The organism is Bradyrhizobium manausense (genome assembly GCF_018130615.1).
Taxonomy (GTDB): domain Bacteria; phylum Pseudomonadota; class Alphaproteobacteria; order Rhizobiales; family Xanthobacteraceae; genus Bradyrhizobium; species Bradyrhizobium manausense_A.
In genome coordinates this window covers 118,404-141,937 of record NZ_JAFCKB010000009.1, presented here as the reverse complement: position 1 = coordinate 141,937, position 23,534 = coordinate 118,404, and the positions used below count along the sequence as shown (strand labels likewise).

Below are 23,534 nucleotides of genomic sequence, written 5' to 3'. Positions count from 1 at the left end.
AAGGTAAAATTGGCTTATTCGAGATGGGTACCAAAATACCGAAGGATATTTGCCGATCCTATGTTCGAATTCTCCAAGCGAAAGACGAAATCATCCCTCCACGCCGACGGTGACATTTCTAGGCTGCGGGCCGTCGCGACAATCCGGCCAGCACACGACCATGGGCTTTTTCGTTGACAGGTCCATTTTATTTGTACATTCGTACAAATGGGTCGTCGAGGTGTTCGGGTTACCCCGATGTAACCGCGACACTGTTTTTCCACGCTTGGTCATCGGACGCACGGCTTGCGCCGAATGGTCGCCAAACGTCCGATTGACAATGAGGGCGCGAAAGACGCCATGTGACGCGCGACAGCGCTCGTGCGTGGGTTAAGGTGAGGCAAGGACCGGGCACTCGGTCCAGCACACAACAGGTCAGGAATGAAGGGGAGGGACATCTGATGTTCGAACGTAAACAGTTTTCTCGTGCCGCCGCGTTTGCCGCCATCGCCGGCCTCACGGCCGTAGCACCGGCCAAGGCCGAGGACACCGTCAAGATTGGCATGATCCTGCCGATGACCGGCGGTCAGGCCTCGACCGGCAAGCAGATCGAGAACGCGATCAAGCTCTACATGCAGCAGAAGGGCGACACCGTCGCCGGCAAGAAGATCGAGATCATCGTCAAGGACGACGCGGCGATCCCGGACAAGACAAAGACCGCTGCGCAGGAACTGATCGTCAACGACAAGGTCAATTTCATCGGCGGTTTCGGCGTGACGCCGGCAGCGCTCGCGGCCGCGCCGCTGGCGACGCAGGCCAAGATTCCGGAAGTCGTGATGGCAGCGGGTACCTCCATCATCACGGAGCGCTCGCCCTACATCGTGCGCACCAGCTTCACGCTCGCGCAGTCCTCGACCATCATCGGCGACTGGGCGGTGAAGAACGGTATCAAGAAGGTGGCGACGCTGACCTCGGACTACGCGCCGGGCAATGACGCGCTCAACTTCTTCAAGGAGCACTTCACCGCCGGCGGCGGCGAGGTGGTCGAAGAGGTCAAGACGCCGCTCGCCAACCCCGACTTCGCGCCGTTCCTGCAGCGCATGAAGGATGCCAAGCCCGACGCGATCTTCGTGTTCGTGCCGGCGGGCCAGGGCGGCAATTTCATGAAGCAATATGCCGAGCGCGGTCTCGACAAGGCCGGCATCAAGGTGATCGGACCGGGCGACGTCACCGACGACGACCTCCTCAACAACATGGGCGACGCCGTGCTCGGGACCGTGACCGCGCACATCTACTCGGCGGCGCATCCCTCGCAGATGAACAAGGATTTCGTCGCAGCTTACAAGAAGGCGTTCGGCACGCGTCCCGGCTTCATGGCGGTGAGCGGCTATGACGGCATCCACCTGATCTACGAGGCATTGAAGAAGACCAACGGCGACACCGACGGCACCAAGCTGGTCGAGGCCATGAAGGGTCAGAAGTGGGAGAGTCCGCGCGGCCCGATCTCGATCGATCCGGAGACGCGCGACATCATCCAGAACGTCTATATCCGCAAGGTCGAGAAGGCCGACGGTGAGCTCTACAACGTCGAGTTCCAGACCTTCGAGGCGGTCAAGGATCTCGGCAAGACCAAGAAGTGACGCGCGCAAGCGCGTCATCCCGGGGCGCGCATTAGCGCGCATCGGGGATCTCGCCAACCGCTCCAGCGTCATGCCCGGGCTTGTCCCGGGCATCCACGCAAGACCCAGACAAGAACGTGGATGGCCGGGACGAGCCCGGCCATGACGACCAACTCCAAGCTGAGACGATGACCTCAATCCTCACCAACCTGTTCGATGGCGTTGCTTACGGCATGCTGCTGTTCGTGCTCGCTTGCGGGCTCGCGGTCACGCTTGGCCTGATGAACTTCGTCAACCTCGCCCATGGCGCCTTCGCCATGGCTGGCGGCTATGTCTGCATGGTGCTGGTCAACCGGATGGGGTGGCCGTTCTTCGCGGCGCTGCCGCTCGCCTTTGTCTCCTCGGCCGCAATCGGGATTGCGCTGGAGCGTACGCTCTATCGTCATCTCTATGCGCGTAGCCATCTCGACCAGGTGCTGTTCACGATCGGCCTGACATTCATGTCGGTCGCAGCCGTCGATTACATTCAGGGTTCCTCCCGCGTGTTCATCAACCTGCCGGCCGGGCTGCAGGGCCAGTTCGACCTGTTCGGCATTGGCATCGGCCGCTACCGGCTGATGATCATCGTGATCTGTGGCCTCCTCACCATCGGCCTGCAGATGGTGCTGGCCAAGACCCGCTTCGGCAGCCGCCTGCGCGCCGCCGTCGACGATCCCCGCGCCGCGAGCGGCCTCGGCATCAACGTGCCTCAGGTGTTCGCCTTCACCTTTGCGTTCGGCTGCGGACTAGCCGGCCTCGGTGGCGCGCTGAGCGCCGAGATCCTCGGCCTCGACCCGTATTTCCCGCTGAAGTTCATGATCTACTTCCTGATCGTGGTCACCGTCGGCGGCTCGTCCTCGATCACCGGGCCGTTTCTGGCCTCGCTCCTGCTCGGCATCGGCGACGTCGCCGGAAAGTACTACGTGCCGAAGATGGGACCGTTCGTGATCTACACCATGATGATTGTGATCCTGATCTGGCGCCCGAACGGCCTGTTCGGCCGCACGGCCGCGCGTTGAGCTTGCCGATGAGCGCTTCGTCCGACGTCGGTTTCCACGCCCAGCGGCATGCGCGCTGGCACTATGGCGAGGCCGCTTTCTGGCTCGTCGTGCTCGCTTGCGGCTTCGTGTTTCCCACCCGCTATCTCATCATGACCGACATCCTGCGGCTGGCGCTGTTTGCAATGTCGCTCGATCTCATCCTCGGCTATGCCGGCATAGTCTCGCTCGGCCATGCCGCCTTCTTCGGCGTCGGCGCCTATGCCGCGGGGCTGCTGGCACTGCATGGCATCATCAACGAGCCGGTGCTGGCGCTGATCGTTGCGGGCCTCGCCGCGATGGTGCTGGGCTTTGCCACCAGCTTCCTGGTGATCCGCGGCGTCGACCTGACCCGCCTGATGGTGACACTCGGCATCGCGCTGTTGCTGGAGGCGCTCGCCGAACGCTTCTCCAACGTCACCGGCGGCACCGACGGCCTGCAAGGCATCGAGATGCAGCCGATCTTCGGCGGGATCCCGTTCGACATGTTCGGCAAGGCCGGCTTCTTCTATTCGCTGGCCGTGCTGTTCGTGCTGTTTCTGCTCGCCCGCCGCATCGTGCACTCGCCGTTCGGCCTGTCGTTGCGCGCGATCAAGAACAACCCGCTGCGTGCCGCCGCCATCGGCATCCCCGTCAACCGCCGCCTGATCGCGATCTACACGCTCGCGGCGTTCTATGCCGGCATCGCGGGCGCGCTGTTCACCCAGACGACCGCGATCGCTTCGCTCGACGTGTTCGCCTTCGAGCGCTCGGCCGATCTGATGCTGGTGCTCGTCATCGGCGGCACCGGCTATCTCTATGGCGGACTGGTCGGCGCGGTGATCTTCCGCATGCTGCAGGAAGTGTTCTCCACCATCACCCCGCAATATTGGCAATTCTGGATCGGGCTCGTGCTGGTCGTGATCGTGCTGGTCGGCCGCCAGCGCCTGCATCGCTGGGTGCTGTACGTGCCGAACCTGGTCATCAAGCAGGTGATGGGGCGCAAGGGCGTCGTCGCCGTGCCGGAGAGCGACGCATGACCATCGCGCTCGAAACGCAAAATCTCGAAAAGACCTTTGGCGGCCTGCGCGTCACCCGCGACCTGTCGCTCAGAATCGAGCAGGGGGCCCGCCATGCGCTGATCGGTCCGAACGGCGCGGGCAAGACCACCGTCATCAATCAGCTCACCGGCGTGCTCAAGCCGAACTCGGGACGCATCCTGCTCGAAGGCCAGGACATCACCGATCTGCCCGTGCACAAGCGCGTGCTGCGCGGCCTGTCGCGTACATTCCAGATCAACCAGCTCTATCCGGACCTGACCCCGCTAGAGACCATCGGCCTGGCCGTCTCCGAACGCCTCGGCCATGGCGGCGACTGGTGGCGTCGGATGGGCACGCGCGGCGACGTCAACGGCGAGATCGCCGATCTCCTGACGCGCTTCCATCTGCTCGACGTCGTGAACGAGGAGACCGTGACGCTGCCTTACGGCAAGCAGCGTCTGCTCGAGATCGCGGTTGCGATCGCCGCCAAGCCACGCGTGCTGCTGCTCGACGAGCCCGCGGCCGGCGTGCCCGAGAGCGAACGCCACGACATTCTCGCTGTGGTGGGGGCGCTGCCACGCGATGTCACCGTGCTGCTGATCGAGCACGACATGGATCTCGTGTTCTCCTTCGCCGATCGCATTTCGGTGCTGGTCTCCGGCGCGCTGCTCACTGAAGGTCCGCCCGACCAGGTCGCGCGCGATCCGCAGGTGAAGGCGGTCTATCTCGGCGAGGAGGCGGTCAATGTCTGACCTGCTCGCAATCGAGTCCCTGCGTGTCGGCTATGGCGAGGCCGTGGTGCTGCCCAATATGTCCCTGCGCCTTGCCGAGGGGCAGGTGCTGGCACTGCTCGGTCGCAACGGCACCGGCAAGACGACGCTGATCAACTCCATCGTCGGCGTTACCCGCCGCTTCTCCGGAACCGTCGGGCTTGCCGGCACCGATGTCACGTCGCTCCGGCCGGACCAGCGGGCGCGTGCCGGCATCGGCTGGGTGCCGCAGGAGCGCAACATCTTCCGTTCACTCACGGTCGAGGAGAACATGACCGCAGTGGCTCAGCCGGGCCCCTGGACCGTCGAGAAGGTCTACGAGATGTTCCCGCGGCTGAAGGAGCGGCGGAGCAATTTTGGTAACCAGCTTTCCGGCGGTGAGCAGCAGATGCTGGCGATTGGCCGTGCGCTGACTCTCAATCCGAAGGTCCTGCTGCTGGACGAGCCGACCGAGGGCCTGGCGCCCATCATCGTCGAGGAGCTCCTGAAGGCGATCGGGACCATCACCCGGGCAGGCGGCATCTGCTCGATCATCGTCGAGCAGAATGCCCAAAAGATTCTCGGGCTTGCCGACCGCGTTGTGATATTGGAACGCGGAACGATCGTCCACGACGCCCCGAGCGCCGCGCTGAAGGCCGACCCGTCGGTCCTGGAGCGCCATCTCGGCGTTGCAGGGGCGGCGGCCCACTAAAAAACATCCCGGGAGTTCAAGAAATGCAGCGAACCAAAGCCCCTTTCCGTGCCGACGAGGTCGGCAGCCTCCTGCGCCCCGCCAAGATCAAGGAAGCCCGCGCAAAGCTCGAGAAGGGCGAGATCTCGGCCGACGATCTGCGCAAGGTCGAGGACATGGAGATCGAGAAGGTCGTGCACAAGCAGGCCTCTGTCGGCTTGAAGCTCGCGACCGACGGCGAATTCCGCCGCTCCTGGTGGCATTTCGACTTCCTGGCCAAGCTCACCGGCTGCGAGCTGTTCCACCCCGACGCCGGCATCCAGTTCGCGGGCGTGCAAACCCGCCACGACGCGGTTCGGGTGATCGACAAGCTCGACTTCCCCGACGACCATCCGATGCTGGACCACTTCCGCTTCCTGAAGAAGTACACCGACCAGGCGCACGTCACCGCCAAGATGACGATCCCGTCGCCGGCCGTGCTGCACTTCCGCGGCGGCCGCAAGTCGATCTCCAAGGACGTCTATCCCGATCTCGACGCCTTCTACGAGGATCTCGGCAAGACCTATCGCAAGGCCGTGAAGGCGTTCTATGACGCCGGCTGCCGCTATCTGCAGTTCGACGACACCGTGTGGGCTTATCTCTGCTCGCCGGACGAGCTGGAAAAAGCGCGCGCGCGGGGTGACAATCCCGACGGCCTGCAGCAGATCTATGCGCGCATCATCAACTACGCGCTGGCCGAGAAGCCTGCCGACATGGTGGTGACGACGCATGTCTGCCGCGGCAATTTCCGCTCGACCTGGATTTCCTCGGGCGGCTACGAGCCGGTGGCCGAGACCATGCTCGCCGGTACCAATTACGACGGCTACTTCCTGGAATACGATTCAGATCGTGCCGGCGGGTTCGAGCCGCTGCGCTTCCTGCCCAAGGGCAACAAGGTCGTCGTGGTCGGTGTCATCACCTCGAAGTTCGGCGAGCTCGAGAAGAAGGACGCCATCAAGCGTCGCCTGGAGGAGGCCGCCAAGTTCGCCCCGCTGGAGCAGCTCGCGCTGTCGCCGCAGTGCGGGTTTGCTTCGACCGAAGAGGGCAACATCCTCTCCGAGGAAGAGCAGTGGGCGAAGCTCAGCCTCGCGGTCGAGATCGCCAACGAAGTCTGGGGTAAATAAGTCCTTCGAATATCTCAGGGGGAGGAGACATGGATCCGAACCCTGATGCGATCGTCGTCGGTGCGGGCCCTGCCGGGCTCGCCTGTGCCGCAACGCTCCGCACGGCTGGCCTCCGGGCCACCGTGCTGGAGAAGGCCACCGAAGTCGGCGCGGTCTGGCGCCGCCATTATGACCGGCTGCATTTGCATACCGACCGCAATCATTCCGGCTTGCCCGGCATGGCGATGCCGTCGAGCTATCCGGTCTATCCATCGCGCGCGCAGATGGTCGCTTATCTTGAGAGCTACGCGGCCCGCTTTGAGATCAATCCTGTCTTCGATGCCGAGGTTTCGCGTATCACGCGCGAAGGATCGCAATGGCGTGTTGAATCGCGACAGAAGGAACATGTCGCGCCGATCGTGGTGATCGCCACCGGCATCGCAGATGCGCCACATCGCCCCAGCTGGCCGGGCATGGACGATTTTTCCGGCGAGATTCTCCACAGCAGCCGCTATCGCAACCCCGCGCCCTACACAGGTCGTCGTGTGCTCGTGGTCGGCTTCGGCAATTCGGGCGGTGAGATCGCGCTCGATCTTGCCAATGCCGGCGTCTCCGTTGGGCTCGCGGTGCGCAGTCCTGTTCAAATCATTCCGCGCGATCTGCTAGGCTTTCCCATCCTGTCATGGGCGATCTTGTACCGACGCCTGCCGGCGCGCCTCGTTGATGCGATCAACGCGCCGGTGCTGCGGCTTGCCGTCGGCAATTTCGAAACGCTTGGGTTGCGTCGCGCGGCAAAGGGACCACGGCAGATGGTCGAAGAGGACGGGCGCGTACCCTTGATCGACATCGGCACGCTTGCAAAGATCAGGGACGGCGCCATTGCAGTGCGTGCCGGTATCGATCGTTTAACCAATGATGGTGTCGTGTTCACCGACGGAACGATGGAGAAATTCGACGCCGTGATTCTTGCAACGGGCTTTCGCCCCGACCTGCGACCGCTGATCCCGGATGTCGTCGACGTCTTCGATCCGTACGGCATGCCGCGTGTGACGGGCAAGCCGAGCGCGGAACCGGGGCTTTATTTCTGCGGGCAGATCACGGTGCCCACGGGACAGTTGCGCGAGATCGGTATCGAGGCGCAGCAGATCGCCGACAGCGCAAAGAGATATCGCTCGCAAGCTGCATGATCACTTCTCCGCCAGATAGACCTCGCCCAGCAGTGACGAGTTCGACCACGGCACCTGCTTGTTCTTCGTGCCCGAGACCACTTCCGCCCGCACCCGCGTGAGCATCTGCTGCACTTCGAGGCCGGGTGTGCCGATGTGGCGGGACAGCGCCGCGGAGAAGGGCGAGTTGGCGCCTTCGCCGTCGAGCGCAACCTGACCCGGCGCGGTCGCGAATGCGATCAGCGTGCCGGCCCCTAGCGTTGCGCCGGCGCCCAGGCTCGACGGCGCGGCGAGGCCTGAGGCGCTCTCGATGCTGCGATTGCCACCGGCGCTTGCGATCTGCTGCGCCATCGGATTGTTGCGGCAGGCATCGAAGATCAGGATGTTGGTGCGGACCTGGTCGTCGAGGCCGGCCATGATGGTGGCCATGTCGATCATCGCTTCCGTCATGCTCGCGCCGGGCTTGAGCTCGACGTCGATGGGAATGAGATAGTTGCGGCCGTCAACCTGCACGCCATGGCCGGCGTAATAGACCAGGGCTACCTGTGCCCGTGCTGCATCCCGCAAAAACTCCCGCGTCATCTTCTGCATCGCTGCGCGGTCGAGGTCGATGCCCTCGGATACCGTGAAGCCGATATCGCGCAGGCTCCTGGCGACGGCGCGCGCATCGTTGGGCGGATTGGGCAGGGCCTTCACATGCGCATAGGCGCCGTTGCCGATGACCAGCGCCATGCGGCTGCCGCGAACGGCCGGGGAAGGCGAGGGCGCCGGTGCGGCGCCCGTCTGCTGCGGGGCAGGAGCTGCCGTCGGCTCCGTTGCCGGCAAGGGCGCATCACGCGGGATCGGCGCGGCTGCATCCGTCACCAGCGACAGCCGCACTTTCGCGGTGGCCTGATTGGCCTTGCTGCCGGCATCCGAGGCCACGATCGCGAGCGTGGCGTTGTAATCGTCTCTCGCGCGCGCATAGTCGCCCTTGGCCTCATAGGCCAGTGCGCGATGGGTATAGGCGGAGATCAGCACGCTGTTTGGCGGTGTCATGATGTTGACCGGCGGCTTGTCCTTGGCGAGCCGGATCGCCTCGCTGCCGTCGGCAATGGCCCGCTCGAGGTCGTTCTTCGCGCGCCAGATGGTGGTGCGGTTGATCAGCGGCTGCGGCAGCGTCGGATCGAGCCGGATGGCCTGGTTGATATCCGCGAGCGCGCCGTCGAGGTCGCCGAGAGCTTCCTTGGCAATGCCACGGTTCTGGAACGAGAACGCCGATCTCGGATCGGCCTTGATCGACATGTCGTAATCGGCGATCGCCTTGGCGTAGTCGCCCTTGCCGCGCCAGGCATTGCCGCGGTTGTGGAAGATGATGCCGCTCGGCGGCCCGAGCTTCAGCGCATCGTCGAAATCCGCAATCGCGATGTCGTAGTCGCCCTTGTCGTAATAGGCCGAGCCCCGCATGTTGTAGACCGCCTGGCTCGGCTGCAGCCGGATCGCTTCGGTGGTGTCGGCAATGACCCGGGCGTAGTCACCTTTCTTGTTCCAGCCCACGGCGCGCCAGAAATAGACGGTCGCGAGCTGCCCGCCCTTGAAAACCTTCAGCGCGATGATCTTGCTGCAGGCGTCGACCATCTGGTCCGCCGGCGTCGTCTCGGTGGTGCAGAGCGGCCCGAGCTGACCGCGCGATTGGGCGGAGGCAGGCGCCGACCATAGGGCGGCAGCGAGCAGGGCGAGCGCGACAAGCAGGCGGCTCATAGGGGAATTCCTTGAGGAGAAGTGCTTGTTTGTTGCCCGGTGACCCCTCGGGGTTCACGCCTGCGTCATCGGACGTGGGGTAAAGCAGGCACGGGTATTCCCTGAGTGGGCAGAGTTTGCTAGGAAGTGGGTCCAAACTTTCCTGCCCACCTCCATCCCACTCATGAAGAACGATGAAATCCTGAGCCAAATCACCGAGTTCTGCCGCAAGGCGGACATGGCGGAATCGACTTTTGGCCGGCGTGCGGTGAACGATGGGAAGCTCGTGCACCGCCTGCGCGAGGGCAAACGCATTACCATCGATACGCTGGAGCGGATCCAGGCCTATATCGCGGCATCGACGACCGGTGGCCTGCCGCCGCCGCGGGGGCTTCAGGTGCCCCCGGAAAAGCGCGATCCACGCGGCAATTTCCGCTTCTTCGAGAACCGGCAGAAATACCTGCTGTTCGTCCACACCTGCAGCGAGAAGCGGGTCATCGCCGACCGCGTGGCGCTGGAGCTCTCCACCATCCATCCGCGGCCGCCGGCGCTGCGCATTTTCGACGCGGGCGTCGGCGACGGCACGGTACTGGCGCGGGTGCTGCGCGCCACGCACCAGCGCTATCCGCACATGCCTTTCTACGTGGCCGGCAAGGAGCTCAGCCTCGAGGATCTGCGCCTGACCCTGGAGAAGGTGCCCGACCGCATTTTCGAGCATCCGGCCTCGGTGTTCGTCTTCACCAACATGTTCTACTCGGAGGCGCCCTGGCTGACGCCGGCATCGCCCGCAGCGGCCGCCGCCACCGTTTGGCACGAGGTTCCACTGCGGGGCGCCTCATCGGGCGAGTTCGAGCAGCAGATCGCCGAGCTCCGGCCCTTCCTGGAGCAGAACTGGCGCGCCGCGATCAGCCCGCGCACGGCCATGCCTCTCTACGAGCGGCCCGTCGTCCTCGTGCTCTATCGCGAGGATCACCGGTTCCTGCTCGATTCGACCATTCCGCGGCCGGGCCAGACCGAAGCCAATTTCGACCTCGTCATAGCATCCCAGCCATACCGGGCGCTGTCCTCGGTCAATTTCCGGGCCAAGCGGATCATTGCACCGCTGGCGCGGGCGCTGCGGCCGGGTGGCCGCCTGATCGGAATCCACTCCCACGGTCACGATCCCGGCATGGAAATGATCCAGGCGATCTGGCCCGGAGAAAATCCTTTCTCGGTGAGCCGTCATGAGCTATTGCGCGCCGTTAAGTACGAGCTTGGGTCGTTGGGCCGCGACTTAAATTTTAATGCCTACGCGGATAACCGTTCGATCTTCAGGTATGATATGGAAGCGCTGCCCAACGAGGTGACGGGTACCATCGGAACCTCGACGGCCTTTGCAGCCTGGAATGCGGCGGTGTATGTCGCTCAGATTGAGGACGACCGGTTGACAGATATGACTCAAAACGGCCGCACTCTGGATGCCGCCAGGGATGTGCTGCGAAAGTACAACGGGCTCTGGTTTCTCGACGAATCCTACGTCATCTCGCGCCGGCGTGATTGACATAATCCAAAGGTAAACATCGCAAACGTCCGCCTGATGTGGCGGAACAAGGGGTTACTGATGCGCGCGTCCTATCTCTTCACCAGCGAGTCCGTGTCCGAAGGCCATCCGGACAAGGTCTGCGACCGGATTTCCGACGAAATCGTCGATCTGTTCTATCGCGAGGGGCCGAAAGCCGGCATCGACCCGTGGCAGATCCGCGCTGCCTGCGAGACGCTGGCCACCACCAACAAGGTGGTGATCGCCGGTGAGACCCGCGGTCCGAAGTCGGTGGACAACGAGCAGATCGAAAGCGTCGTGCGCGCCGCGATCAAGGACATCGGGTACGAGCAGGAGGGCTTCCACTGGAAGACTGCTGATATCGAGATCCTGCTGCATCCGCAGTCGGCCGACATCGCGCAGGGCGTCGATGCGCTGCAGCCGGGCGAGGTCAAGGAAGAAGGCGCGGGCGACCAGGGCATCATGTTCGGCTACGCCACCAACGAGACGCCCGACCTGATGCCGGCGCCGATCTTCTATGCCCACAAGATCCTGCGCCTGATCTCCGAAGCGCGCCACTCCGGCCGCGAGAAGGTGCTGGGTCCGGATTCCAAGAGCCAGGTCACCGTGCAGTACGAGAACGGCAAGCCGGTCGGCGTGCGCGAGATCGTGGTGTCGCACCAGCATCTGATCGAGGACATCTCGTCCAAGCAGATCCGCGACATCGTCGAGCCCTATGTGCGCGAGGCGCTGCCTAAGGACTGGATCACCCCGAAGACCATCTGGCACATCAACCCGACCGGCAAGTTCTTCATCGGCGGTCCCGACGGCGATTCCGGCCTGACCGGCCGCAAGATCATTGTCGACACCTACGGCGGCGCGGCTCCGCATGGCGGCGGCGCGTTCTCCGGCAAGGATCCGACCAAGGTCGACCGCTCTGCGGCTTACGCTGCCCGCTACGTCGCCAAAAACATCGTCGCCGCCGGTCTTGCCGACCGCTGCACGCTGCAGCTTGCCTACGCCATCGGCGTCGCGCGTCCGCTGTCGATCTACATCGACACCCACGGCACCGGTAAGGTGTCGGAGGATCAACTCGAGAAGGCCGCCGCCAAGGCGATGGACCTGACCCCGCGCGGCATCCGCACCCATCTCGATCTCAACCGCCCGATCTACGCGCGTACCTCCGCCTACGGCCATTTCGGCCGCACGCCCGACAACGAGGGCGGCTTCTCCTGGGAGAAGACCGATCTCGTCGAGGCGCTGAAGCGCGCAGTCTGATCACCAACGTCATTCCGGGGCGCCGCGAAAGCGGCGAGCCCGGAATCTCGAACCTCTGGATTCCGGGTTCGCTCGTTTCACGAGCGCCCGGAATGACGAGCCAAACAAACAGGAACCCCCAATGAACGCGAAGCCCGGCTTCACCGATTACATCGTCAAGGACATTTCGCTCGCCGATTTCGGCCGCAAGGAACTCTCGCTGGCCGAGACCGAGATGCCCGGCCTGATGGCCACCCGCGAGGAGTTTGGCCCGAAGCAGCCGCTGAAGGGCGCGCGCATCGCCGGCTCCCTGCATATGACGATCCAGACCGGCGTGCTGATCGAGACGCTGGCCGCGCTCGGCGCCGACATTCGCTGGGTCTCCTGCAACATCTATTCGACGCAGGATCACGCCGCTGCTGCGATCGCAGCCGCCGGCATTCCCGTCTTTGCCGTCAAGGGCGAGACGCTGACCGAGTACTGGGACTACACCGCAAAACTGTTCGACTGGCACGGCGGTGGTCACCCGAACATGATCCTCGACGACGGCGGCGACGCCACCATGTACGTCCATCTCGGTCTGCGCGCCGAGAACGGCGACACCGCCTTCCTGGACAAGCCGGCTTCGGAAGAAGAGGAAGTCTTCTTCGCGCTTCTGAAGAAGCAGCTCAAGGAAAAGCCGAAGGGCTATTTCGCCGAGATCGCCAAGAGCATCAAGGGCGTTTCCGAAGAGACCACCACGGGCGTGCATCGTCTCTATGACATGCAGAAGGCCGGCACGTTGCTGTGGCCCGCCATCAACGTCAACGACAGCGTCACCAAGTCGAAGTTCGACAACCTCTATGGCTGCCGTGAATCGCTGGTCGATGGCATCCGCCGCGGCACCGACGTGATGATGTCGGGCAAGGTCGCGATGGTCGCGGGCTTCGGCGACGTCGGCAAGGGCTCGGCGGCTTCGCTCCGTCAGGCCGGCTGCCGCGTGATGGTGTCGGAAGTCGATCCGATCTGCGCGCTGCAGGCGTCGATGGAGGGTTACGAAGTCACCACCATGGAAGATGCCGCGCCCCGCGCCGACATCTTCGTCACCGCGACCGGCAACAAGGACATCATCACGATCGAGCACATGCGCGCGATGAAGGATCGTGCCATCGTCTGCAACATCGGTCACTTCGACAACGAGATCCAGATCGCGTCTCTGCGCAATCTGAAGTGGACCAACATCAAGCCGCAGGTCGACGAGATCGAATTCCCCGACAAGCACCGCATCATCATGCTGTCGGAAGGCCGCCTCGTGAACCTCGGCAACGCTATGGGCCATCCGTCCTTCGTGATGTCGGCGTCCTTCACCAACCAGACGCTGGCGCAGATCGAGCTGTTCGCCAACAACAAGGACGGTAAGTACAAGAAGGAAGTCTACGTGCTGCCGAAGACCCTCGACGAAAAGGTCGCACGCCTGCACCTCGCCAAGATCGGCGTCAAGCTCACCGAGCTCCGCAAGGATCAGGCCGACTATATCGGCGTGAAGCAGGAAGGTCCGTACAAGTCGGACCACTACCGCTACTGAGCCGCGGATCACCTTGAGCATCGACGCAAAGCCCCGGAGCGATCCGGGGCTTAGTTGTTTCGGCCCTTGGAATTCAACTCGCTTTGCAGTTGCTGCCTGGCCAATTGCCGATTGACGGCCGGCAGTGACGGGCGGACTATCCCCGCCGGCGGAGGAAACCATGCAACAAGAACATTTCGAGGTGCTGATCGTCGGTGCCGGGCTATCGGGCATCGGCGCGGGCTATCATTTGCAGACGAAGTGCCCGGGCAAGAGCTACGTCATCCTCGAGGGGCGCGACTGCATTGGCGGCACCTGGGACCTGTTTCGCTATCCCGGCATCCGCTCCGACAGCGACATGTTCACGCTCGGCTATTCCTTCAAGCCGTGGACCGACCCGAAGGCGATTGCCGACGGGCCGCAGATCCTGAACTATGTGCGCGAGACCGCGGCCGAGAACGGCATCGACAAGCACATCCGCTTCCGCCATCGCGTCAAGCGCGCGGCGTGGTCGACGCCGGATGCGCGCTGGACCATCGAGGTCGAGCGCATCACGGGTGAGGGCGCGGCCGAGCTCGTGCGCTTCACCTGCAATTTCCTGTTCATGTGCTCGGGCTATTACAAATACGAGGCGGGCTATACGCCGCAGTTCAATGGCGTTGCGGATTTCGCCGGCCGCATCGTGCATCCGCAGAAATGGACCGAGGACATCGATTATGCGGGCAAGCGCGTCGTCGTGATCGGCTCCGGCGCGACCGCGGTGACGCTGGTGCCGGAGCTTGCCAAGACCGCGGCCGAGGTCACCATGCTGCAGCGCTCGCCGACCTACGTGGTGTCGCGCCCCGCGCAGGATCCCGTCGCCAACAAATTGCGCCGCAATCTGCCGGCACGGCTTGCCTATCACCTCATCCGCTGGCGCAACGTGATGTGGGGGATGTTCTTCTTCCAGCTCAGCCGGCGGCGGCCGGACAAGGTGAAGAACCTGATCCTCGGGGGCGTGCGTATGGCGCTCGGGCCGGACTACGACATCGCCACCCATTTCACGCCGCGCTACAACCCCTGGGACCAGCGGCTCTGCCTTGTGCCTGACGGCGATCTGTTCAAGGCGATCCGCGAAAAGCGCGCCGCGGTCGTTACCAACGAGATCGACAGGTTTACACGCGATGGCATTCGTCTGAAGGACGGCAGCGAGCTTCCTGCCGACATCATCGTCACGGCAACAGGATTGGTGCTTCAGGTCGTTGGCGGTCTCGAGGTCAGCGTCGACGGCCGCGCCGTCGATTTTGCGAGCACGCTGACCTACAAGGGCATGATGTACGCCGACGTGCCCAACATGGCGTCGGCCTTCGGCTACACCAACGCGTCCTGGACGCTGAAATGCGATCTCACCTGCGAATATGTCTGCCGTCTCATCAACTACATGGACCGGCACAATTTCCGCCAGGCCATGCCGCACAATGACGATCCCGAGATCACCGCGCAGCCGTCGCTCGATTTCACCTCGGGCTATGTGCAGCGCTCGGTCGCCAAAATGCCGAAGCAGGGCTCGAAGCAACCGTGGCGGCTGTATCAGAACTATGCGCTCGACATCGTCTCGTTGCGTTTCGGTAAGATCGACGACGGCGTGATGCGATATTCCTGATCACGCCATCACTGTCGCTTCTAAGCCTTGCGCGTGGTGAGCGCGAGGCCAAGGTCGATCGCGAGCGCCAGCACCACGGCGCCGCCGCCGAGCGCGAACAGGACCCGATAGTCGCCGCCGGTCTGGGCGTAGATCCAGGAAAAGCCGTAGGCGGCCGCGGCCTGGAACAGCGCAAAGCTGGTGGTGGCGTGGCTCCATGTCGCGCGCTGCTGCTCGGTGGAATGCGGCACGAGTTCGTGAATGCGTCCGAGCACCAGCGGCACGATGCCGGGTGTGAAGCCGCCGACCACGACGCTCGACACGATCAATGACACCGGCGCGGTGCTGACGGTGGGCAGCAGCACGGCAGCCGCTTCGATCAGGAATGCCGCGCGCAACGCCGGACCGAAGCCTGAGCGGTCGCCGAGATGGCCGGTGATGAGTGGGCCGACGATGGCGCCGAGGCCGTACAGCACCCAATAGCGCGATCCCGCGGCAATGCCCTGGCCGAGGCCACGCGCCACGAAATCGACGATGAAGACCATGTGCGGCACCAGCGCCACCGCGTTGAGGCCGTACTGGATCAGCAACGCGCGGGCGGCCGTCGGCGTGTGATGCTGCTTCGCGTGGTGCGAAGGCGCAGTAGCAGTCTTGGCCTCCGCAGGCCAGCTCCACCAGCTCGCGAGCGTTAGCACGGCCGCGAGCGCGCCGAGGCCGTACCAGCTCTGCTGCAGGCCCTCCCTCAGCAGCAGCGGCACCAGCGTGCCCGATGCAGCGACGCCCAGACCGACGCCGGCAAAAATCACGCCGCCGACGATGCCGCGCCGGGCCGGCGAGGTATGGGGAAGAATGACGGAGGCTGCCAGCACCATGATGATGCCGCCAGTGAGGCCAGAGAGGAAGCGCCAGGCGAAGAACCAGGTGAAGGATACAGGCGCCGCGCTGGCAAAGAACGAGAGTGTGGCAAGCAGCATCATCGCCCGCAGTGCGCGGACTGCGCCGATGCGGGCCGCAACAGCTCGCGCCGCGAGCGCGCCGGCGAGATAGCCGGCGAGGTTCGCCGCGCCAAGGTAGACCACGTCGGAGGCGCTGAACCACTTTGCCGCGATCAAGGCCGGGATCAGCGGCGTGTAGGAGAAGCGGGCGAGGCCAAGTCCGACCAGCGAGGCCGACAGTCCGGCAACGGCGTATCGCCACGTTGAGCCCGGCCGCTCATGCGGCCGGGCGCGGATCCGAGGTTTGCTGTCTGCATTCAATTCGGTCATGTCGATCTCCTGCGTATCTGCTTGGCCCGGCCGGCTCTCAATGGCCGGCGCTCTGGCCGCCATCGACGTGCAGGATCTCGCCGGTGACGAAAGAGGCGCCCTCGAGATACAGCACGGCATCGACGATGTCGGACATCTCGCCCATGCGGCCGACGGGATGCATCGCGCCGTACTCTGCGTGCGTTGCGACCGGGTGCATGGGCGACTTGATGATCCCGGGCGCAACCGCGTTCGCGCGAATGCCGCGCCTGGCGTATTCGATCGCGAGTGACTTGGTCGCGGCGTTCAGGCCGCCCTTGCTCAGCGAGGCCAGCACCGAGGGCACATTCGAATTGGCGTGGTCGACCAGCGTGGTCGTGATCTGGACGACGTGGCCAGACCCCTGCTTCTCCATCTCGGCGATCGCGAGCTGCGTGATGTTGAAGAAGCCGGCGACGTTGGTGCCCATCACCGCCGCATAATCCTCGGCGGTGTATTGCGTGAACGGCTTTGCGACGAAGATGCCGGCATTGTTGACCAGCGTGTCGATACGGCCGAAGCGGGCAACGGCCTGCGCCACCACGCGCTCGGCGGTTTTGCGGTCGGCGATATCGCCGGGAACCGCAAGCACGTCATCGTCGCTCGACGGCTTGACGGAGCGTGCGGTTGCGACCACGCGATGATTGCGATCGCGAAAGCCCTGCACCAGGGCGGCGCCTATGCCCTGCGATGCACCGGTGATGATGGCGACCTTCTGCTCGATACCCATGACGGGCTCCTGTTGTTGATCCGTGCCAGCGTTGGCTGGCCTGGGCACTCAGGTACGCGGTGACGGCCCGGCTGCGAATACGCGCTGTCCGGCAGACACTCTTTCGCGGCGCGTACGAATGCGTGCCCCGGGCCTGGCGCCGGTTGTCGCGGCGGGGGCAAGCGCCTAGCTTGCCCCTGGAGTTCGACGGAGCGACGGAAAGGCATGGATCGCCTGGATGCGATGAAGGTGTTCGTCCTTGCGGTGGACGAAGGCAGCCTGGCGGCAGCAGGCCGGAAGCTCGGCCGTTCGCCGGCGGCGGTCAGCCGCGCCATCGCCTTCCTCGAAGAGCGGGTCGGCGCCGAGCTGCTGCATCGGACCACGCGGTCGATCAAGCTGAGCGAGGAGGGCGAGCGCTACGTCGCGGTCTGTCGCCGCGTGCTCACCGAGCTCGAGGAGGCTGACGATATCGCCGCCGGACCGCGCACCGCGCCGCGCGGCCTGCTCACGATCACGGCCCCCGTGGTGTCTGGCGAGATGGTGCTGCGGCCGATCCTCGATGCATTTCTGGACGCCTATCCGACCGTGTCGGCCAAGCTCTTGCTGTTCGATCGTGCGGTCAATCTGATCGACGAGGGCGTCGATATCGCGCTCCGCATCGGTCCGCTCGCGGATTCGGCGATGGTGGCGATGCGGGTCGGGGAGATCAACCGCGTCGTGGTGGCTGCACCGCGCTATCTGAAGCAGCATCCGCGCATCGCCGAGCCGGGCGACCTCGCCAAGCATCAGATCGTGGCGATGGCGCACCTCCCCAATTCATGGACCTTTGCGCCGCCAGCGGACTCGTCGGCGCCGCGTACCGTGCAGTTCACCCCGCGCCTTGTCGTCAACAGCACCTATGCGGCGGTGGCTTCTGCGGTCGCCGGCCGAGGCGTCGCACGGCTGTATTCGTATCAGGTGGCCGAGCAGGTCGCGCGCGGCGAGCTCGCGGTCGTGCTGGCCGGCGACGAGGATCCGGAGATGCCGGCACATCTGATCGCCCCGCAGGGGCGCCTCTCGGTGCCGAAGGTGCGGGCCTTCACTGACTTTGCCGTGCCCCGGCTGAAGAAACATTTTGCGCAGCTCAAGAAGAGCCTCGGCGCACGCTGAGCGTCTCAGCCGCCGCGACTGCCAATGCGTTGTTTTGCGTATACGGCCATCAGGCTGAATCGGCCATTCGGCCCGGGCAGTTGACGCCGGATTAACGGATGAGTCCTAGCCTGTCTCGGCCGGGGTTACTCGCAAGGCCGAGGTGAGCCCAATGGAAGCCCAAAAGATCGCGGTCGACGCCGTCGTCGCGCTGACTGATTGCGACCGCGACGCCGTCATTGCATTCATTCGCCGGCTCTATCTCGCCGGCGTCACCGATCCCAAGCGCCTGACCTTCAGGGGTCTCCAGGCGCTGTCGCGGGCGTGAGTTGGCCGTTTTCGGTCCGTTTCGGCCCAATCTGTATTCCCGCACTCTCCCCAGCGTGAACGCAACCCAGCGGTGAATATCTTGCCGCTCGGGCTGGGGCGCGTTAGATCACGTCCCCGGCTGGGTCACTCGGGAACTTGGGGAAATGCTGAGGCAGCTTTTTGCACCGCAACTCGTCATTTTGTATGTGCTTGCGGCTTCGACGATTTACGTTCACTTCCGCGGCAAGCAGCGGCTGCGCTTCGCACGCCAGCTTGGCGATCACTCGACCTATCTCGCACCTTACAACGTGCTGATGTATGCGGGCTCGGCCGTGCCGAACAAGCCCGTGATCTCGGTCGAGCAGTTTCCGGAGTTGAAGCCGCTCAGCGAGAATTGGGAGACCATCCGCGACGAGGCCGTTCGGCTGTTCGACGAAGGTTTTATCCGCGCGGCCGCGAAGAACAACGACTGGGGTTTCTATTCGTTCTTCAAGAGCGGCTGGAAGCGCTTTTACCTGAAATGGTACGACGACTTCCTGCCCTCGGCGAACACGCTGTGCCCGAAGACGGTGGAGCTGCTCAAGTCGATTCCGAGCGTGCACGGCGCGATGTTCGCGATGCTGCCGCCGGGCGGCAAGCTCGGTGCCCACCGCGATCCCTTCGCCGGCTCGCTGCGCTACCACCTCGGCCTCGTCACGCCGAACTCGAACAAGTGCCGCATCCTGGTCGACGGCGTCGAATGTGTCTGGCGTGACGGCGAAGCCTTCATGTTCGACGAGACGTTCATTCACAGCGCGGAGAATGCGACCGACGTCAACCGCATCATCCTGTTCTGCGACGTCGAGCGTCCGATGAAGTTCGGCTTCATGACCGCGATCAACCGCTGGGTCAGCCATCACATCGTCAAGGCATCGGCGACCCAGAACGTCGAGGGCGAGAATGTCGGCGTGCTCAACAAGGTGTTCGGCAAGCTCTACGAGCTCCATCTCGGCAGCCGCAAGGTCAAGGAGTGGAACCGCAACGTGTACTACACGCTGAAGTACTCGCTGACGGCGCTGATCCTCGGCCTCATCGTGCTGTCGGCGTTGCGCTAATCGGCCCTACGATCTCGTCGTCACAAAGCCCCGGAGTGCGCTCCGGGGCTTTGTTGGTTGCGCAGCTTTGGCGTGGCGTTACGCGGGCTTGATACCAGTCTGAATGATTGATCCCACATGCTGCCCACGCAGCGCCGCGCTGATCCGGCCGGGCACGAGGCCGTTCACCACCTGCACCCGTGCGATGTGTCGCGCATTTGCCATCACCTCGAGCAGCGCGGGATCGAACGGCAGCGTGCCCGTCAGTCTGGCAAGCTCTGCAAAGCTGGTCTGCTTCAGCAGCTCGGCCTTGTTGCCATCGGCGCCATTGGGATCGGCCGTGTAGACGCCATCGACGTCCTCCACGATCGTGAGGCCGGCGGCCCCGAGCGCATCGGCGAGCAGGAAGGCGCCGGTGTCGGCGCGATGCGGCGGGATGCGCGAGGTCGGGAACTCGTGATGATGATAGGGCGGGAAGGCGCTGCCGACAACCGCGCGCGCCGCGCTGAGGTGGATCGCGAGCTGGCTCGCGATGGTCGGATGCTCGACATAGGAGACGCCCTCGGGCGCAAGCAGGCTGGCTAGGATATGGCCGTTTTGGCCGGCCTCGCTAGCGGCGAGCGGCGCGAGCGAGCCCACAGGCAGGCCGAGGTCGAGACCGACGCTGTAGAGATGCCGGGCGCGGATGCCGGCGCCGGTCAGGATGAGCAGGCGATGCTCGGGCAGCAGCGCGCGCAACTCGTCGACGAGGGGGAGGATCGCCTCGTGACCGCGGTCCATGATGCGGCCGCCGATCTTGATGACCTGCAGCCAGGGCAGGAGCTTGATCGGACGATTGCCGGCAACGGGGCGGGTGAGGTCGCTGTCCAGAAGGGTCTGGCGCGCGAGCGGCGAGGCGACGTGCTTGATCTGGTTGGTGTCAGCCATGACGGTGGTGCTCTTCAGCTCGCGGTGATGATGGTGCCGACATGCTCGCCCGCGAGCGCACGGGTGAGATTGCCGGGGACGAGGCCGTTGATGATCTGCACCTCGCGGACGTGGCGCGCCGCGGTGAGAAGATCGAGCACCGGGAATTCGAGGATCGAGTCCTGCAGGCCCTTGGCCTTCATCTCCGCGACAGAGATTTTCGGGATGAAGGTGGCGTTCTTCGAGGTCTTCGGGTTGGCCGTGTAGAGCCCGTTCTCGTCCTTCACATAGATCATCGCCTTGCAGCCGAACTGCTCGGCGACGAGGAAGCATCCGGCATCGGTGCGGTAGGGCGGGATCACGCCTTCGGCCGCGGGTCGCATCCACAGACTGTAGGGCGGCATGCCGCTGAAGATCACCGCGTTCACTTCGGCAAGGAACAGCGGCACCGAGGACAGCCCGGCGCTGCTGACGGCGGAGATGCCGTGCTTGGCGAGCAATTGCCCCAGCATGGCGGCATTCTGGTCGGCGACGGAGGCGCCGAGCTGAGACAGCACGCCGGCCGGCAGGCGAAGCCCTGCGGCGATCGAATAAAGGTGGCGCGCGCGGGTGCCGGCGCCGGTCCCGATCAGGAGCTTGTGGGCTTTACGGGCCGCAACGATCTCCTCGACAACAGGATAGACCGCGGCCCGGCCGCGATCGATCATGCTCTGACCGCCGATCTTAATGACGGTCGCATCCGGCAGGATGCGGAAGTCCGAGGCCTTCTCGGCCGCAGCGACAAGCTGCGGGTCGGTGAGCGAGCGCTGCATCAGCAGCCCCTCGAGCTCCGTGATCATATGCGACATCCGAGACATCCTCTCGTTTTCTGATGCAATCTCTGCGGCGGATCGAATCTTGCTGCACCTGTCGGTCCGTGGCAACAAGGTCGCCGCGATTTAGCCGCCAAACATGGAGCAGGCAATGGCCCCGTTGCCACTTGCGAACACCGAGATCGTGCAATTCTTCCGCCAATGGCTGGAGACTTTCTCGGGACATGTCCGCGAGGTCGATTACGCCTCGGCGCGGCCGCTGTTTCACCCGGACGTACTTGCCTTCGGCACGCATAATGACGTCATTCCCGGCCTCGATCAGTGGGTCACGACGCAATGGAATAACGTCTGGCCCAAGACGACGGACTTCCGCTTCGTGCTCGACCAGGCCTCGATACTCGCGTCCGCCGACGGCACGTTAGCGACCGTGATCGCGCCATGGACGAGCACGGGCTATCATTCCGATGGCAGTTCGTTTCCGCGCCCCGGCCGCGCAACCATGACCTTTTCGAAGAATGCAGATGGCTGGCTGTGCGTACATTCGCACATGTCGCTCAATCGCGGTGTGCCACAGGCGAGCCACGCCAACCGACCGGTGAAGGCCTGGTAGGGCGAAGCCATCCGGCATCATGGCGGGTCTTTGTGCGGCGCAAGCCCCGTGGAGGCCGGCTGCAGTCGACTCCGCCGGGCTTGGTTGGCCGACTAAAGTTTTAAGCGCTCGTTCCAGGCTCGCCGGAACCCTTGGAACCCAACTTCGTTTGTTCCTCAACGAACAACCGGTGAAAACGCGCAATCGGGGGCCGTCCGAGGGAGATCTTCCCATGGCAACACTTGGCCTCGACGTCACACAACTCACTGCATCCGAGCATCAGCGCCAGCTTCGTCGCGCCGTGATCGCCTCCACGGTCGGGACCGCGATCGAATGGTATGATTTCTTCCTCTACAGCACCGTGACGGGTCTGGTATTCGCAAAGCTCTTCTTTCCGCACTCAGACCCCTGGGTCGGGACGCTGGAGGCGTTTGCGATCTACGCGGTCGGCTTCGTCGCGCGCCCGATCGGCGCGGCAATCTTCGGGCACTATGGCGACCGCATCGGACGCAAATCGACGCTGATCGCGACGCTGCTGCTGATGGGACTGGCGACCGCCGCGGTGGCCGTGGTGCCGACCTATGCGAGCATCGGCATCTGGGGGGCCGTGATCCTGACCGTGCTGCGATTCATTCAGGGCGTCGGCGTCGGCGGCGAATGGGGCGGCTCGGTGCTGATGTCGATGGAATGGGCCCGCGACGACCGATCTCGTGGATTGATCGCGTCATGGCCGCAATTCGGCGTGCCGTGCGGCCTGTTCCTCGCCAATCTCGCGGTGCTGGCCTTCAGCCAAATGGCGGGCGACCAGTTCCTGGCGTGGGGCTGGCGTATTCCGTTTGCGCTCAGCATCATCCTGGTCGGCGTCGGCCTCTATATCCGCCTCGGCATTCTCGAAACGCCGGTGTTCTCGAAGCTCGTGGCCGAACGTCAGGTCGACCGCACACCGATGCTGACGGTGATCCGGGAACACCCGAAGGAGATCCTGCTGTCGGCATTCGCGCGGATGTCGGAGCAGGCTCCGTTTTACATCTTCACCGCCTTTGTCTTCTCCTATGGCATCGGCACCCTCCACGTCTCGCGCGACTTCCTGCTGACCGCGGTGCTCGCAGCGTCAGTGCTGTCGTTCGTCTCGATCCCGCTGTGCGGACATATCTCCGATCAGATCGGCCGCAAGAACATGTATATGATCGGGGCTGCCGTGACGGGTGTCTTCGGCTTCATCTATTTCGCAATGCTCAACACGGGATCGCTGACCATCATCTTTCTCGCGATCATCCTGTCGCTGATTCCGCACGACATGCAGTACGGACCGCAAGCCGCCTTGATCGCCGAGAGCTTTACCGGACGCTTGCGCTACAGCGGCTCCTCGCTCGGCTATCAGCTTGCATCCGTGATCGCCGGCGGACCCGCGCCGCTGATCGCCACTTGGTTGTTCGGTACGTTCCACTCGGCGACTGCGATCGCGGTCTATATCGCGATTTGCGCGGTCATGACGCTGGTCGCGACCGCCATGATGACCGATTATACCGGCAAGGACATCAACGCGGTGGCTGCGCACGAGCGGCGGACTTGAGGCCGCAAAAAGCCCCGGATGCGATATCCGGGGCTTTGCATCTTCCGCGATA

General features: G+C 64.0%; 21 protein-coding genes. 16 read left to right on the top strand and 5 right to left on the bottom strand.

Annotated features, from left to right (window positions below; all coding sequences use genetic code 11):
- The first annotated feature begins 440 nt into the window (after nucleotides 1–440).
- The 7 genes from JQ587_RS19030 (at nucleotide 441) to JQ587_RS19000 (ending at nucleotide 7,462) form a co-directional block, all read left to right on the top strand.
- A complete protein-coding gene (locus JQ587_RS19030) occupies nucleotides 441–1,619 on the top strand; it encodes an ABC transporter substrate-binding protein (RefSeq protein WP_212426245.1) in 1,179 nt (392 codons plus the stop codon).
- Nucleotides 1,620–1,786: 167 nt separating this feature from the next.
- Entirely contained in the window at nucleotides 1,787–2,656 is an 870-nt protein-coding gene (locus JQ587_RS19025; protein ID WP_212301245.1) for a branched-chain amino acid ABC transporter permease, read from the top strand.
- An 8-nt stretch (nucleotides 2,657–2,664) separates the two neighbouring features.
- Nucleotides 2,665–3,693: a branched-chain amino acid ABC transporter permease gene (locus JQ587_RS19020; RefSeq protein WP_212301244.1), complete on the top strand. Its 1,029-nt coding sequence runs from the start codon at nucleotides 2,665–2,667 to the stop codon at nucleotides 3,691–3,693.
- Complete coding sequence (locus tag JQ587_RS19015) at nucleotides 3,690–4,445, top strand: ABC transporter ATP-binding protein (protein ID WP_212426244.1); 756 nt, start codon at nucleotides 3,690–3,692, stop codon at nucleotides 4,443–4,445. Before JQ587_RS19020 ends, JQ587_RS19015 begins: the two co-directional genes overlap by 4 nt.
- Nucleotides 4,438–5,154 carry an ABC transporter ATP-binding protein gene (locus JQ587_RS19010; RefSeq protein ID WP_212301242.1) on the top strand — a complete coding sequence of 239 codons (717 nt, stop codon included), beginning with the start codon at nucleotides 4,438–4,440 and terminating at the stop codon, nucleotides 5,152–5,154. The genes JQ587_RS19015 and JQ587_RS19010 overlap by 8 nt, the downstream gene beginning before the upstream one ends.
- A gap of 23 nt (nucleotides 5,155–5,177) precedes the next feature.
- Nucleotides 5,178–6,296, top strand: a complete 1,119-nt coding sequence (locus JQ587_RS19005) for a cobalamin-independent methionine synthase II family protein (RefSeq protein WP_212301241.1) — start codon at nucleotides 5,178–5,180, stop codon at nucleotides 6,294–6,296.
- A 29-nt stretch (nucleotides 6,297–6,325) separates the two neighbouring features.
- Nucleotides 6,326–7,462: a flavin-containing monooxygenase gene (locus tag JQ587_RS19000; protein ID WP_212301240.1), complete on the top strand. Its 1,137-nt coding sequence runs from the start codon at nucleotides 6,326–6,328 to the stop codon at nucleotides 7,460–7,462.
- Here JQ587_RS19000 and JQ587_RS18995 read toward each other — a convergent pair whose 3' ends face one another.
- A complete protein-coding gene (locus tag JQ587_RS18995) occupies nucleotides 7,463–9,181 on the bottom strand; it encodes a caspase family protein (RefSeq protein ID WP_212426243.1) in 1,719 nt (572 codons plus the stop codon).
- 163 nt (nucleotides 9,182–9,344) lie between these two features.
- Here JQ587_RS18995 and JQ587_RS18990 point away from each other — a divergent pair, with 163 nt between their 5' ends.
- From JQ587_RS18990 to JQ587_RS18975, 4 genes are all read left to right on the top strand, one after another.
- The gene (locus JQ587_RS18990; RefSeq protein WP_212301238.1) at nucleotides 9,345–10,700 is read left to right on the top strand and encodes a hypothetical protein; all 1,356 of its coding nucleotides are present in this window, start codon (nucleotides 9,345–9,347) and stop codon (nucleotides 10,698–10,700) included.
- A 60-nt stretch (nucleotides 10,701–10,760) separates the two neighbouring features.
- Entirely contained in the window at nucleotides 10,761–11,957 is a 1,197-nt protein-coding gene (gene metK, locus JQ587_RS18985) for a methionine adenosyltransferase (protein ID WP_212301237.1), read from the top strand.
- Between the two features lie 121 nt (nucleotides 11,958–12,078).
- Complete coding sequence (ahcY, locus tag JQ587_RS18980) at nucleotides 12,079–13,500, top strand: adenosylhomocysteinase (RefSeq protein WP_212301236.1); 1,422 nt, start codon at nucleotides 12,079–12,081, stop codon at nucleotides 13,498–13,500.
- A gap of 160 nt (nucleotides 13,501–13,660) precedes the next feature.
- Complete coding sequence (locus JQ587_RS18975) at nucleotides 13,661–15,121, top strand: flavin-containing monooxygenase (RefSeq protein ID WP_212426242.1); 1,461 nt, start codon at nucleotides 13,661–13,663, stop codon at nucleotides 15,119–15,121.
- A 20-nt stretch (nucleotides 15,122–15,141) separates the two neighbouring features.
- On the opposite strand, the gene JQ587_RS18970 is transcribed toward JQ587_RS18975, so the two are convergent.
- Complete coding sequence (locus tag JQ587_RS18970) at nucleotides 15,142–16,365, bottom strand: YbfB/YjiJ family MFS transporter (protein WP_212426241.1); 1,224 nt, start codon at nucleotides 16,363–16,365, stop codon at nucleotides 15,142–15,144.
- Nucleotides 16,366–16,402: 37 nt separating this feature from the next.
- Entirely contained in the window at nucleotides 16,403–17,113 is a 711-nt protein-coding gene (locus tag JQ587_RS18965) for an SDR family NAD(P)-dependent oxidoreductase (protein WP_212426240.1), read from the bottom strand.
- Between the two features lie 204 nt (nucleotides 17,114–17,317).
- Here JQ587_RS18965 and JQ587_RS18960 point away from each other — a divergent pair, with 204 nt between their 5' ends.
- The 3 genes from JQ587_RS18960 (at nucleotide 17,318) to JQ587_RS18950 (ending at nucleotide 19,623) form a co-directional block, all read left to right on the top strand.
- Nucleotides 17,318–18,241: a LysR family transcriptional regulator gene (locus JQ587_RS18960; RefSeq protein ID WP_212301232.1), complete on the top strand. Its 924-nt coding sequence runs from the start codon at nucleotides 17,318–17,320 to the stop codon at nucleotides 18,239–18,241.
- Nucleotides 18,242–18,392: 151 nt separating this feature from the next.
- Nucleotides 18,393–18,548 (top strand): hypothetical protein, encoded by a 156-nt coding sequence (locus tag JQ587_RS18955; protein WP_212301231.1) that lies wholly within the window; start codon nucleotides 18,393–18,395, stop codon nucleotides 18,546–18,548.
- Between the two features lie 145 nt (nucleotides 18,549–18,693).
- Nucleotides 18,694–19,623 carry an aspartyl/asparaginyl beta-hydroxylase domain-containing protein gene (locus tag JQ587_RS18950; protein WP_212426239.1) on the top strand — a complete coding sequence of 310 codons (930 nt, stop codon included), beginning with the start codon at nucleotides 18,694–18,696 and terminating at the stop codon, nucleotides 19,621–19,623.
- A gap of 78 nt (nucleotides 19,624–19,701) precedes the next feature.
- Here JQ587_RS18950 and JQ587_RS18945 read toward each other — a convergent pair whose 3' ends face one another.
- Nucleotides 19,702–20,529, bottom strand: a complete 828-nt coding sequence (locus tag JQ587_RS18945) for an amino acid kinase family protein (RefSeq protein ID WP_212426238.1) — start codon at nucleotides 20,527–20,529, stop codon at nucleotides 19,702–19,704.
- A 14-nt stretch (nucleotides 20,530–20,543) separates the two neighbouring features.
- The gene (locus tag JQ587_RS18940; protein WP_212301228.1) at nucleotides 20,544–21,356 is read right to left on the bottom strand and encodes an amino acid kinase family protein; all 813 of its coding nucleotides are present in this window, start codon (nucleotides 21,354–21,356) and stop codon (nucleotides 20,544–20,546) included.
- A 115-nt stretch (nucleotides 21,357–21,471) separates the two neighbouring features.
- Between JQ587_RS18940 and JQ587_RS18935 the strand changes: the two genes are divergently transcribed.
- Together JQ587_RS18935 and JQ587_RS18930 are read left to right on the top strand one after the other, a co-directional pair.
- Nucleotides 21,472–21,930 (top strand): YybH family protein, encoded by a 459-nt coding sequence (locus JQ587_RS18935; protein WP_212426237.1) that lies wholly within the window; start codon nucleotides 21,472–21,474, stop codon nucleotides 21,928–21,930.
- A gap of 211 nt (nucleotides 21,931–22,141) precedes the next feature.
- Nucleotides 22,142–23,482, top strand: a complete 1,341-nt coding sequence (locus JQ587_RS18930; RefSeq protein ID WP_212426236.1) for an MFS transporter — start codon at nucleotides 22,142–22,144, stop codon at nucleotides 23,480–23,482.
- Nucleotides 23,483–23,534: the final 52 nt, after the last annotated feature.

Coding starts and splice junctions, on each gene's coding strand:
- JQ587_RS19030 (WP_212426245.1), top strand. CDS start 441: ATGTTCGAACGTAAACAGTTTTCTCGTGCCGCCGCGTTTGCCGCCATC.
- JQ587_RS19025 (WP_212301245.1), top strand. CDS start 1,787: ATGACCTCAATCCTCACCAACCTGTTCGATGGCGTTGCTTACGGCATG.
- JQ587_RS19020 (WP_212301244.1), top strand. CDS start 2,665: ATGAGCGCTTCGTCCGACGTCGGTTTCCACGCCCAGCGGCATGCGCGC.
- JQ587_RS19015 (WP_212426244.1), top strand. CDS start 3,690: ATGACCATCGCGCTCGAAACGCAAAATCTCGAAAAGACCTTTGGCGGC.
- JQ587_RS19010 (WP_212301242.1), top strand. CDS start 4,438: ATGTCTGACCTGCTCGCAATCGAGTCCCTGCGTGTCGGCTATGGCGAG.
- JQ587_RS19005 (WP_212301241.1), top strand. CDS start 5,178: ATGCAGCGAACCAAAGCCCCTTTCCGTGCCGACGAGGTCGGCAGCCTC.
- JQ587_RS19000 (WP_212301240.1), top strand. CDS start 6,326: ATGGATCCGAACCCTGATGCGATCGTCGTCGGTGCGGGCCCTGCCGGG.
- JQ587_RS18995 (WP_212426243.1), bottom strand. CDS start 9,181: ATGAGCCGCCTGCTTGTCGCGCTCGCCCTGCTCGCTGCCGCCCTATGG.
- JQ587_RS18990 (WP_212301238.1), top strand. CDS start 9,345: ATGAAGAACGATGAAATCCTGAGCCAAATCACCGAGTTCTGCCGCAAG.
- metK (WP_212301237.1), top strand. CDS start 10,761: ATGCGCGCGTCCTATCTCTTCACCAGCGAGTCCGTGTCCGAAGGCCAT.
- ahcY (WP_212301236.1), top strand. CDS start 12,079: ATGAACGCGAAGCCCGGCTTCACCGATTACATCGTCAAGGACATTTCG.
- JQ587_RS18975 (WP_212426242.1), top strand. CDS start 13,661: ATGCAACAAGAACATTTCGAGGTGCTGATCGTCGGTGCCGGGCTATCG.
- JQ587_RS18970 (WP_212426241.1), bottom strand. CDS start 16,365: ATGACCGAATTGAATGCAGACAGCAAACCTCGGATCCGCGCCCGGCCG.
- JQ587_RS18965 (WP_212426240.1), bottom strand. CDS start 17,113: ATGGGTATCGAGCAGAAGGTCGCCATCATCACCGGTGCATCGCAGGGC.
- JQ587_RS18960 (WP_212301232.1), top strand. CDS start 17,318: ATGGATCGCCTGGATGCGATGAAGGTGTTCGTCCTTGCGGTGGACGAA.
- JQ587_RS18955 (WP_212301231.1), top strand. CDS start 18,393: ATGGAAGCCCAAAAGATCGCGGTCGACGCCGTCGTCGCGCTGACTGAT.
- JQ587_RS18950 (WP_212426239.1), top strand. CDS start 18,694: ATGCTGAGGCAGCTTTTTGCACCGCAACTCGTCATTTTGTATGTGCTT.
- JQ587_RS18945 (WP_212426238.1), bottom strand. CDS start 20,529: ATGGCTGACACCAACCAGATCAAGCACGTCGCCTCGCCGCTCGCGCGC.
- JQ587_RS18940 (WP_212301228.1), bottom strand. CDS start 21,356: ATGTCGCATATGATCACGGAGCTCGAGGGGCTGCTGATGCAGCGCTCG.
- JQ587_RS18935 (WP_212426237.1), top strand. CDS start 21,472: ATGGCCCCGTTGCCACTTGCGAACACCGAGATCGTGCAATTCTTCCGC.
- JQ587_RS18930 (WP_212426236.1), top strand. CDS start 22,142: ATGGCAACACTTGGCCTCGACGTCACACAACTCACTGCATCCGAGCAT.